11 protein-coding genes are annotated in these 9,382 nt (G+C 58.6%); 6 read left to right on the forward strand and 5 right to left on the reverse strand.

The window, feature by feature from the left end; translation table 11 throughout:
• From WAW39_RS17800 to WAW39_RS17815, 4 genes are all read left to right on the forward strand, one after another.
• Positions 1 to 701: DUF1588 domain-containing protein (locus WAW39_RS17800; protein ID WP_422320534.1), on the forward strand; the 701-nt coding region annotated here is incomplete at its 5' end.
• Positions 702 to 1,147: 446 nt separating this feature from the next.
• Complete coding sequence (locus WAW39_RS17805; RefSeq protein ID WP_422320535.1) at positions 1,148 to 2,446, forward strand: sensor histidine kinase; 1,299 nt, start codon at positions 1,148 to 1,150, stop codon at positions 2,444 to 2,446.
• 20 nt (positions 2,447 to 2,466) lie between these two features.
• Entirely contained in the window at positions 2,467 to 2,934 is a 468-nt protein-coding gene (locus WAW39_RS17810) for a response regulator (RefSeq protein WP_422320536.1), read from the forward strand.
• A 21-nt stretch (positions 2,935 to 2,955) separates the two neighbouring features.
• Positions 2,956 to 4,947, forward strand: a complete 1,992-nt coding sequence (locus WAW39_RS17815; RefSeq protein WP_422320537.1) for a response regulator — start codon at positions 2,956 to 2,958, stop codon at positions 4,945 to 4,947.
• 29 nt (positions 4,948 to 4,976) lie between these two features.
• On the opposite strand, the gene WAW39_RS17820 is transcribed toward WAW39_RS17815, so the two are convergent.
• Together WAW39_RS17820 and WAW39_RS17825 are read right to left on the reverse strand one after the other, a co-directional pair.
• Complete coding sequence (locus WAW39_RS17820) at positions 4,977 to 5,270, reverse strand: hypothetical protein (protein ID WP_422320538.1); 294 nt, start codon at positions 5,268 to 5,270, stop codon at positions 4,977 to 4,979.
• Entirely contained in the window at positions 5,267 to 5,524 is a 258-nt protein-coding gene (locus WAW39_RS17825) for a hypothetical protein (RefSeq protein ID WP_422320539.1), read from the reverse strand. The genes WAW39_RS17820 and WAW39_RS17825 overlap by 4 nt, the downstream gene beginning before the upstream one ends.
• A gap of 99 nt (positions 5,525 to 5,623) precedes the next feature.
• Between WAW39_RS17825 and WAW39_RS17830 the strand changes: the two genes are divergently transcribed.
• Both WAW39_RS17830 and WAW39_RS17835 read left to right on the forward strand, forming a co-directional pair.
• Positions 5,624 to 6,721, forward strand: a complete 1,098-nt coding sequence (locus tag WAW39_RS17830) for an MGDG synthase family glycosyltransferase (protein WP_422320540.1) — start codon at positions 5,624 to 5,626, stop codon at positions 6,719 to 6,721.
• 10 nt (positions 6,722 to 6,731) lie between these two features.
• Positions 6,732 to 7,127 carry a (deoxy)nucleoside triphosphate pyrophosphohydrolase gene (locus WAW39_RS17835; protein WP_422320541.1) on the forward strand — a complete coding sequence of 132 codons (396 nt, stop codon included), beginning with the start codon at positions 6,732 to 6,734 and terminating at the stop codon, positions 7,125 to 7,127.
• Here the strand turns inward: WAW39_RS17835 and WAW39_RS17840 are convergent.
• From WAW39_RS17840 to WAW39_RS17850, 3 genes are all read right to left on the reverse strand, one after another.
• Entirely contained in the window at positions 7,111 to 7,761 is a 651-nt protein-coding gene (locus WAW39_RS17840) for a thermonuclease family protein (protein WP_422320542.1), read from the reverse strand. The two genes, WAW39_RS17835 and WAW39_RS17840, sit on opposite strands and share 17 nt — an antisense overlap.
• Positions 7,758 to 8,453, reverse strand: a complete 696-nt coding sequence (locus tag WAW39_RS17845) for a 7-carboxy-7-deazaguanine synthase QueE (protein ID WP_422320543.1) — start codon at positions 8,451 to 8,453, stop codon at positions 7,758 to 7,760. Before WAW39_RS17845 ends, WAW39_RS17840 begins: the two co-directional genes overlap by 4 nt.
• Positions 8,447 to 9,382 (reverse strand): aminotransferase class III-fold pyridoxal phosphate-dependent enzyme (locus WAW39_RS17850; RefSeq protein ID WP_422320544.1); only part of this gene is annotated, 936 nt, incomplete at its 5' end. The genes WAW39_RS17850 and WAW39_RS17845, both read right to left, overlap by 7 nt.

Genomic DNA, 9,382 nt, shown 5'->3' on the forward strand with positions numbered 1-9,382 from the left:
AGCTCTTGCAGGCCGATTACCTGCTGCTCAATGACCGCCTCGGCAAATTCTACGGCACTCCTGTAAAGGGCAGTGACTTCCAGCAGGTGGCCTTTGATCCCAAACAGCGTGCCGGAGTGGTCACCCATCCATACTTGCTCTCCTCACTGGCCTCCAGCCGCGCCACCTCGCCCATCCATCGCGGCGTCTTCCTCACGCGCAACATCGTCGGCCTCTCGCTCCGTCCCCCGCCCATGGCGGTCACCTTTGATGAGAGCCACTTCAATCCGAAGCTGACCATGCGCGAAAAGATCACCGAGCTGACGCGCAACAAGACCTGCATGTCCTGCCACTCCACTATCAACCCGCTCGGCTTCAGCCTTGAAAACTTCGATGCCATCGGCCGCTGGCGCACGCAGGACAACAACAAGCCGGTGAATCCCGCTGGCGAATTTGCCGATGACGAAGGCAAGGTGGTGCACCTGAGCGGCCCGCGCGACATCGTGAACTACGTCGCCAGCAGCCCCTACGGCCATCGCGCCTTCATCCGCCAGCTCTTCAATCATTTCGTCAAGCAGCAGCCGCTGGCCTACGGGCCGCAGACGCTGGAAGATCTTCAAAAGAGCTTTGCGTCATCGAGCTGCAATGTGCAGAAGCTCCTCGTCGATCTGACACTCTTGGCCGTGCTGAATGGCAAGGACATGGGCGCGGCGACGCCGTGATCATCCTCGATCATTGAACGAGCGTCTGAGGAAGAAGTGATCCGTCAAATCCGGGCGTTATCATCACCTCTATCCCATGAACATTCGCCATTAGCAGCGCGGCCAAGCCGGGACCAATCATTGGGAGATCTGGTAATTTGGATTACCACTTATCATCTGCGCCCAAAAATGCATAAGTATAGCCTTAGATCATTGAGGATCACACAACTGTAACAATTATCAGTATGTATAAGGATATGATGTGGAGCACATTTTTGCCAGCCCACATATTGAATGCCTCTGCTGCTACATCACAACAATGACTCGCAAGGCAAACCCACGTCCGTTGTTTATCTCGATCCAGATCGTCTGAATCCAGAGCAACTGAAAGCTCAGGAAGACCGCTTCACCATTTGGCACCAGTTCTGTTTCGTATGAGCTCTAAAAACTCATACGTTCATTCGTTCATGGTGTTGCTGGCCACCGCGGTTTTGATGACCGTTTACCAGTTCATCAAGATGTGGTTTTTTCCAAAAATCACCCTCTGGCAGTCGCATGCCATGACGATTGCAGTCTCAAGTACTCTGGCAGCGCTTGGAGCCTTCTATGTCTCACGTCAGAATCAACGGCTGCATCGCCGCGCCGACGAGGAAACCTCCGCCCGCCAGCAGGCTGAGGCCGAACGCGAACGCTTCTTCACCCTCTCACTTGATCTGCTGTGCATCACCGGAACGGACGGCTTTTTCAAGCAAGTCAACCCGGCCTTCACCCAGACACTCGGGTACACATCCAATGAAATGCAGGCAAAGCCCATCCTGGATTTTGTCCATCCGGAGGAACATGCCAGCACACTCGTTGCAATGGAAAAACTCAATCGCGGCGAACGAACCATTCATTTTGAAAACCGATATCAGCGCAAAGACCGCTCATGGCGTTGCATTTCCTGGAAAGCCCAGCGAGAGGCCGAACGAGGTCTGACCTATGCCACGGGCCGTGACATTACCGAACAAAAGGAAGCAGACGCGAAGATTGCACGGCTCAACGCGAACTTAAAGCATCAAACCGAACAGCTGCTCGAAGCCAACAAGGAGCTGGAATCCTTCTCGTACTCGGTATCCCACGACCTGCGTGCGCCTTTGCGGCATGTTCAAGGCTACGTCGAAATGCTGCAAAAAAACATCGACGGCCAGTTGTCAGAGAAAGCCCGGCGCTATCTCAAAATCATCAACGAAGCGAGCACGGAAATGGGCCAGCTCATTGACGATCTCCTCGCTTTCTCCCGCATGGGCCGCATTGAAATGAGTGAAGGCTCGGTTGAACTAAACACCCTTTTGCAGGAAGCCCTTCACGGGCTTGAGCCAACGACTCAGAATCGAAACATCGAGTGGAAGACCGCACCGCTGCCCGTGGTCACCGGAGATGCGGCTGTCCTCAGGCAGGTGCTGGTCAATCTGGTGGGCAACGCGGTGAAATACACCCGCCCGCGCGATCCGGCCCTGATCGAAATTGGCACGGCTGGCGAGGAGGATGGACGGCTCATCCTGTTTGTGCGCGACAATGGCGTGGGCTTCGACATGCAGTACGCGCACAAGCTCTTTGGCGTCTTCCAGCGGCTGCATCGCGCGGATGAATTCGAAGGCACAGGCATTGGCCTGGCAAACGTGCGCCGCATCATCGCCCGGCACGGCGGCCGTGTCTGGGCGGAAAGCAAACCAGGTGAAGGCAGCACCTTCTATTTCACCCTGAAACGATCAACGAATTCATAGCATTCAACCCGACCCAATCCATGTCACACCTCCAACGAATCCTCCTCGTCGATGACAGTCCACGCGACACTGAAATGGCGCTGGATGCGCTGGCCACCTACAATCTGGCCAATGAAGTGGTCACCCTGCGCGACGGTGCCGAAGCACTTGACTACCTGTACAGGCGCGGCCCGTTCGCGGACCGCACCAACGAACAACCAGCCGTCATCCTGCTCGACTTGAAGATGCCCAAGGTCGACGGACTGGAGGTGCTGCGTCAGATCAAAGGTGACCCGGACCTCAAAGTCATTCCCGTGGTCATGATGACTTCCTCGCGCGAAGAGCAGGACCTGGTTAAGAGCTACCATCTGGGGGTCAATGCATATGTGGTGAAACCTGTGGGCTTCCATGAATTCGTCGAAGCCGTGAAAATGGTCGGCGGGTTCTGGGCGATGATGAACGAACCGCCTCCGTGCAGCGTGCAGCCCAGCCATGAAGTGAGAAAGTAATCGCAGAGCCAGGCCGACACCATGCACGCTCCATCCACGCCCACCCGAATCCTGCATCTCGACGACAGCCTGCGTGATGCCACGCTGGTGGCCGATCTGCTGGATGACAACGGTGTTCGTTGTGAGATCAGCCATGTCATGAGCCGCGGGCCCTATGAGCAGGCATTGGCACAACGGGGTCATGATTTGATTCTTTGTGACTTTAATCTTCCGGACTTCGACGGCCTGACTGCTCTGATCCTGGCCAGGGCAAGCTGTCCCGACGTTCCGGTCATCATTGTCTCTGGAGCGATCGAGGCCGAAGAAGCGGTCAAATGCCTGAAAGCAGGTGCCACAGACTACCTTCTCAAGCAGCGCTTGGAACGGCTCCCTTCGGCCGTCCAGCGTGCCTTGGAAGAATACCATGCGTTGAAACAGCGCAAGCAGGCCACCGAACACATCCGCCGTCAGGCCCGCCTCATCGACCAGGCCACCGATGCCATTTTTGTGTGCGACAAAAGCATGACACTCAGCTTTTGGAATCCCTCGGCCACGAAGCTCTACGGCTACACGCAGTCTGAGATCTGCGGCGATTCCGTGCTACGTGTGATATTCCGCGAACCCGAGGAACGGATCGGCGCTATTTTTCAAGAAGTGCTGCGCGTCGGTCAGTGGCATGGTGAGACACGCCAAAAGAACAAAGAAGGGCGTGCCTTGGTCGTCTTTTGTCAGCTCACTTTGCTGACAGACGCACAAGGCGTTCCTGACGGCATTCTCGCCGTCAATCATGACCTTACCGAAGCCAAGGCGCTGGAACAGCAGCTGCTTCGTTCACAGCGACAGGAAGCCCTCGGCGCACTGGCGGGCGGCATTGCACATGACCTGAACAACGCACTGGCCCCCATCATGATGGGAGTGGATCTGCTGAAAGCGAAGTATCCGGGCGCACCCGGCATCGTGGACCTGTTTGACAGCAGTGTCAGACGCGCCGCAGCCATGATCCGCCAGCTGCTTACCTTTGCCAAGGGCTCGGAGGGAGAACGCAGTCCCATTCAGGTCAACTACCTCCTCCAGGAAATGGGAGCCATCGTGGAGTGTACCTTCCCAAAAAACATCACCATCACGGTGGAGCGTGAAAAAAACCTCCCCCCGGTACTGGCTGATGCCACACAGCTTCATCAGGTTCTTTTGAATCTTTGCGTCAACGCCAGGGACGCCATGCCTTCGGGTGGCAGACTCACACTGGCGACAAGGAAGGTGGAAATCAGCAGCGTGCATCCTGGCATGCCCCCCAATGCCAGGGTCGGTCTTTTTGTGGCAATCCAGGTGAATGACACAGGCACAGGCATTTCAGCGGAAATCCGCGACCGCATTTTCGATCCCTTTTTCAGCACCAAAACACCCGACAAAGGCACCGGACTGGGCCTGTCCACCGTCATGGGCATCATCAAGGGCCACGATGGTTTTCTTGAAGTGTCCTCCGCCCCCGGCCAGGGGACGACTTTCACCGCTTTTCTGCCTGCCGACGCTTCCGCCGCCGAGCCCGAGCAGGTGCCTCCCAGGAAGATGCCTTTCTACGGTCAGGGCGAAATCATCTTGTTCGTGGACGACGAAACAACGGTGCGGGAGATCGCCCGAGAAGTGCTGCAGCGCATGAATTTCCAGGTCGTGCTGGCCCGGGACGGTCTCGAAGCCTTGGTATGGCTGGCAGAGCATCCGTCTGTCCACGCCGTGATCACCGATTTGCACATGCCGAACCAGGACGGACTCTCCTTTGTGGGCATGCTCAGAAAAATCCTGCCCAAAATTCCAATCATCGTTTCCAGCGGTCGCCTGGAGGATGAGATCCAGAGCCAATTTAGAGCATTAGGGGTCACCAGCTTTCTGGATAAACCCTGTGATGAACACCAGCTTGCAGAAGTTCTCAGCCGCATCTTTGCGCCACCTCCAATGAAGTCCGCTCAGGTCTTTCGGACCCATCCGATCAATGGAATTTCTGAGAGTTCCGCCTCCTTGATGCCCCTGACTGCTTGAGCGCCGAGTGAAGCGGAGAGATCCCCCACTCACCCAAACAGCGGCATCAGCACGCCGACAACCAGGATGAGCAGCAGCACCAGCGCCACCCACCACCAGAGGTTCATGCCCAGCGGTTGCTTGGAGGTCTTGCCGCCAAACTCACGCGCCACGAAGTCATCGTAGTCGAACTCGTCATCGGGCAGATCCAGACCATCCGTATGGGTGTCGCCGCTCCAGCCAGACTTCGCACAAGCTCCGCAGTCATCGCAAGCAGCGGCTCCTCGGGGCACCCACTCACCACACACCGGACACTGCCCCGGAGGCTTGAACCGGCCGCTCATGGCACCGGAATGGAGGAAGGTTGGCGGCAGAGAGGCCGATCGCTCGCCGCAAAGTGTTCAGGAGAGGCGTACAAACGGTGGAATGAATTGCTGTCAGCCATGCCGCCCAGATTGAGCAGCGGTGTCCAGCCTGCCTGCCGTGACTGATTTTCCAGTGCTCCTCGGCGCAGCGGCGTGAGCATGATCAGCACCACTGCGAGGGTCACGGTGGCTGCGAGCGTCTGGCTCGTGGTTCTGGCACGTTGCCGGGTCATGTTAAATCCTGATTATTAACAAATACGAAATAATGTCAACCCACGAGTTTGCCTGCCCTTTTCGCTTGTTTTCACTCGTTTCTCAGCCAGCGATGCGCAGTGATTTTGATCCTAACCGCAGGTTTTGGCGATGGGCATAACACCGCCGCACGCTCTGTGGCGGAGGCTCTGACCCGTCTGTGCCCCAATGAGAAAATCGAGACCAGCGATCTCATCAGCGAGTCCATGCCTCGCATATCCGATGTGTGCAAAAGCCTGTACCAATTCGCCATCACCCACTGGCCGGCCGGCTGGCGCATGACCTATGACCTTATGGGCAAGCCTTCCGTCACCGGGCCGGACGCCCTCTGGCAAACCGCCATGGTGAACGCTCTCAAAGCGCGCATCAAGCAAGAGCAGCCACGACTGATCATCAGCACTTATCCGCTGTATGCCATCCTGCTTGAGACCCTTTCCAAACAGCAGGCCGTGCCGCCGCTCTGCACCGTCATCACCGACTCCATCAGCGTGAACCGCGTCTGGGTCATGTCTGGCAGCGAGCTCTTCTGCGTGGCCGATGACGAGACAAAAAAAGTAGTCGTCGGCTACGGCGTGCCGGAATCAAAGATCCGCGTCACTGGGTTCCCTGTGGATCTCGCATTCACAGAGCCTCTTCCCGAGCAGCCACCGGTTTCGCATGCCCGCATTCTTTACCTGCCCTCCACAACTGGCCGACGCGTCGCAGCCACGCTGGAGGCGCTTAAGCCCCTCTTCCGCAGCGGCGTCACGATGACCCTGCCCGTTGGCAAGCACGACAAGCGCCTCTACCACGTCCTGCGGCGCTTCATGGACTCCATGCCGCCCGGCACCATCGAGATCATCGGCTGGACCAAGCGCATTCCGGAATTTCTGCGCACACATGATGTCATCATCTGCAAGGCCGGCGGTGCCATCCTGCATGAGGTGCTCGCCGCCAAAATCCCCGCCGTCATCGACTACGTAGTCCCCGGCCAGGAAGAGGGCAATGCCGAGATGCTCACCAAGCACGATGGCGGCATCGTCACCAAGACCGCCAGGGAAACCGCCGCCGCCGTCGAAAGCATCCTCACCAACAACAGCGCCGTGGGCCGCCGCATGCGGGCAAACATGGCCAAAATCAGCATGCCCGATGCCGCCGTGCGCACCGCCAAAGCCGCGCTGACCGTCGCCAAGGTCTGAGACACGCTCCATGGAACCAACTCCGCCCGTGCCCGTCGTCTGCGCCATCATTGTGCGTGGTGAGCACATCATGCTCGCACAACGTCCCCCGGACAAAAAGCTCGGCGGCCTGTGGGAGTTTCCCGGTGGCAAAGTCGAGCCCGGTGAATCCGCCGAGACCGCCCTGCACCGTGAACTTCAAGAGGAACTCGGCTGCACTGTGCGCATCACGCAACCCCTCACGCCCTTCGTCCACGCCTACGACTGGGGCAGCATCAAACTCATCCCCTTCATCTGCGAACTCACTCCTGAAAGCTCCGAGCCCCATCCTCATGAGCACACCGCGCTGGTCTGGCTGGAGCGCACCCAGTTACAAAGCTACAATCTCGCCCCGGCGGATGTGCCGTTGCTCACGGGTTTGATGTAGAAGGTACCGGCTTCGGCTTCCCCCACGCACCGCGCTTCCCGGCTTTCGCCTCCTTCTCCAGCGCACGCAGATGCGTTTCAAAGTCGAATTCCCCGCGACCATCCGGCATCCACGTCCCCTTGGTGTGAATCCGGCACAGTCCCGCCCTCACCAGCTTTTCAGAGAGTTCCTCACCATCATCAAAAAACACCAGTGCATAGGAGCGGGCGCTGTCATAGACGCGCTCCCAGCGAGTCTGAATGGTGAAGCGCTGCTCATGCAGCAGCTTCTCAGTGTAGACCTTCGCCTCCAACCCCAGGTGCTCCGTTTGCGGAATGCTCAAGCCCCCGAAATAAGCCGCCTGATCCTTCAGCCGGTTTTTCACCAGCGGATACAACCGCTTTTCCGGGCAATCGACAAAGTACAGCCGCAGCACGTGCTCGCCGCCATCATGCGCGATCTTGAAGCTGTCGCCATCATTGCCTGCATCCTCGACGAGCTGGGCGTCGGCCAGTGCCACAAACCGGCTCTCTGCTTCCGGCGGCTGGGTTGAGACCGGCTTGTCACGGTAATGATTCCAAGCCTGCAGCAGCGCGAGGGACAGCCACAGCACCCACCACAAAAATCGCGACCCGCTCGACGACCGCCGTTTCATGTCCCGCGTTTGTTGCCAAATAGATCAATGTGCAGCCGCGGAGAGTAGCGCCAGCCCGTGCGCTTGCACACCTCCACCAGCCAGGCCTGCCTCGCCTTGAGCGCCTCCTGAGTGATACCCTCCGGCATCAGCAAAATCTTCTCCGGCGGCACCGGCACCCCGATGGACGCCACCACCGCGCGCACTTCTTCCACGTCCGACTCAGTGGCGACGACAAACTTGAGCTGGTAGTCGTAACTCTCGCACCACGCACGCAGCACTTCCGGCTGTAGACGTAACTGCTCATGCTTCTCCGCCCATGCCTTGCCAGCCCTCGCTTCGCTCGGCGTGGAATGCGCCAGCTTCGGGCTGATGGAGGCCAGATCACAGGCCACGCCCTGCGGCGCGATCGTGCCTGCCGTTTCAATGGTGATATGCTTCCCCGCTCCCCGCAGCTGAGCCAGCAGCTCCGGCATCCCTTTCGCCACCATCGGCTCACCACCGGTGACGACAACAAAGCGCGTCGGCTCACGCTGCACCAAGGCAACGATTTCCTCCACGCTCATCTCGGTGCCTTCAGGCTTCCACGACGCATACGGTGTGTCACACCACGTGCACCGCAGATTGCAGCCGGAAGTCCGCACAAACACAGAAGGCACGCCCACAAGCGAGCCCTCGCCCTGCACGGAATAAAAGGTCTCGGAGATCAGCATGGGGCTTTCCACTCCGCCGCATGGCGGGCAAAGGCGGGCGCGGCACGTTGCAGGGCTTCATCAATGTCCGCCTGCGTGTGCGCAAGACTGATGAACCACAGGCCGCGCTCGATGGCGCGCACGCCTTCTTCAAGGAGACAGCGGCGCAGGTGGGCCCAGCGCGGAGCATCCTGACGCAGAGCGTAGTCGCGGTAATTCGTGATGGGTCCAGCAGGCGCACCAGGCTTGAGCATGGTGGCATGAAAGACGAGGCCGGGCCCCTGCGGCTGCAGCGGGATGTCATGCTGCGCAGCCAGTTTGCTCAAACCAGCCATCAACTGCTCGCCGAGCGCAATCATGGATGCAGGATGCTTGTCACCGAGCGCAATCACCTCATCCAGGCACCACTTCGCAGCGGAAAGGCAGAGCGGGTTCGCATTCAAAGTGCCCGCATGCACGACCTCGCCGCTCATGATCTTGGCAAACATCTTCTCCTTGCCCACCAGCGCGGCAAACGGCACACCGCCACCGATGGCCTTACCGAGGATCGTCAGATCGGGCGTGAAGCCATAATACGACTGCGCGCAGCCCGCTCCAAATCGAAAACCGGTGATCGTTTCATCCGCGATCATGACGATGCCGTTCTCATCACACAACTCACGGATCGTTTCGAGCATGCCAGCGACCGCAGGCATGCAGCCCGTGTTGCACAGCACCGGCTCAAAGATGATCGCGGCGATCTGATCGTGATGCTCCGCCACCCGCTGACGCAAATGCGCAGGATCATTCCAGCGGGCCACGACAAAGGTGTTCAGCACCTCGGGAATCACCCCTTTGCTGGGATGCAGGCGGGTGGGATCGTCCTCGGTTCCCCACTGTCCCGGAGGTGGCGCATATCCAACAAGGCCCTCATCTCCCCAGCCATGGTAGTGACCTTCAAACTTCAAAAT

This window comes from Prosthecobacter sp. (genome assembly GCF_049294395.1).
Classification (GTDB): Bacteria; Verrucomicrobiota; Verrucomicrobiia; order Verrucomicrobiales; family Verrucomicrobiaceae; genus Prosthecobacter.

Coding starts and splice junctions, on each gene's coding strand:
- WAW39_RS17815 (WP_422320537.1), top strand. CDS start 2,956: ATGCACGCTCCATCCACGCCCACCCGAATCCTGCATCTCGACGACAGC.
- WAW39_RS17845 (WP_422320543.1), bottom strand. CDS start 8,453: ATGCTGATCTCCGAGACCTTTTATTCCGTGCAGGGCGAGGGCTCGCTT.
- WAW39_RS17825 (WP_422320539.1), bottom strand. CDS start 5,524: ATGACCCGGCAACGTGCCAGAACCACGAGCCAGACGCTCGCAGCCACC.
- WAW39_RS17810 (WP_422320536.1), top strand. CDS start 2,467: ATGTCACACCTCCAACGAATCCTCCTCGTCGATGACAGTCCACGCGAC.
- WAW39_RS17835 (WP_422320541.1), top strand. CDS start 6,732: ATGGAACCAACTCCGCCCGTGCCCGTCGTCTGCGCCATCATTGTGCGT.
- WAW39_RS17840 (WP_422320542.1), bottom strand. CDS start 7,761: ATGAAACGGCGGTCGTCGAGCGGGTCGCGATTTTTGTGGTGGGTGCTG.
- WAW39_RS17820 (WP_422320538.1), bottom strand. CDS start 5,270: ATGAGCGGCCGGTTCAAGCCTCCGGGGCAGTGTCCGGTGTGTGGTGAG.
- WAW39_RS17805 (WP_422320535.1), top strand. CDS start 1,148: ATGGTGTTGCTGGCCACCGCGGTTTTGATGACCGTTTACCAGTTCATC.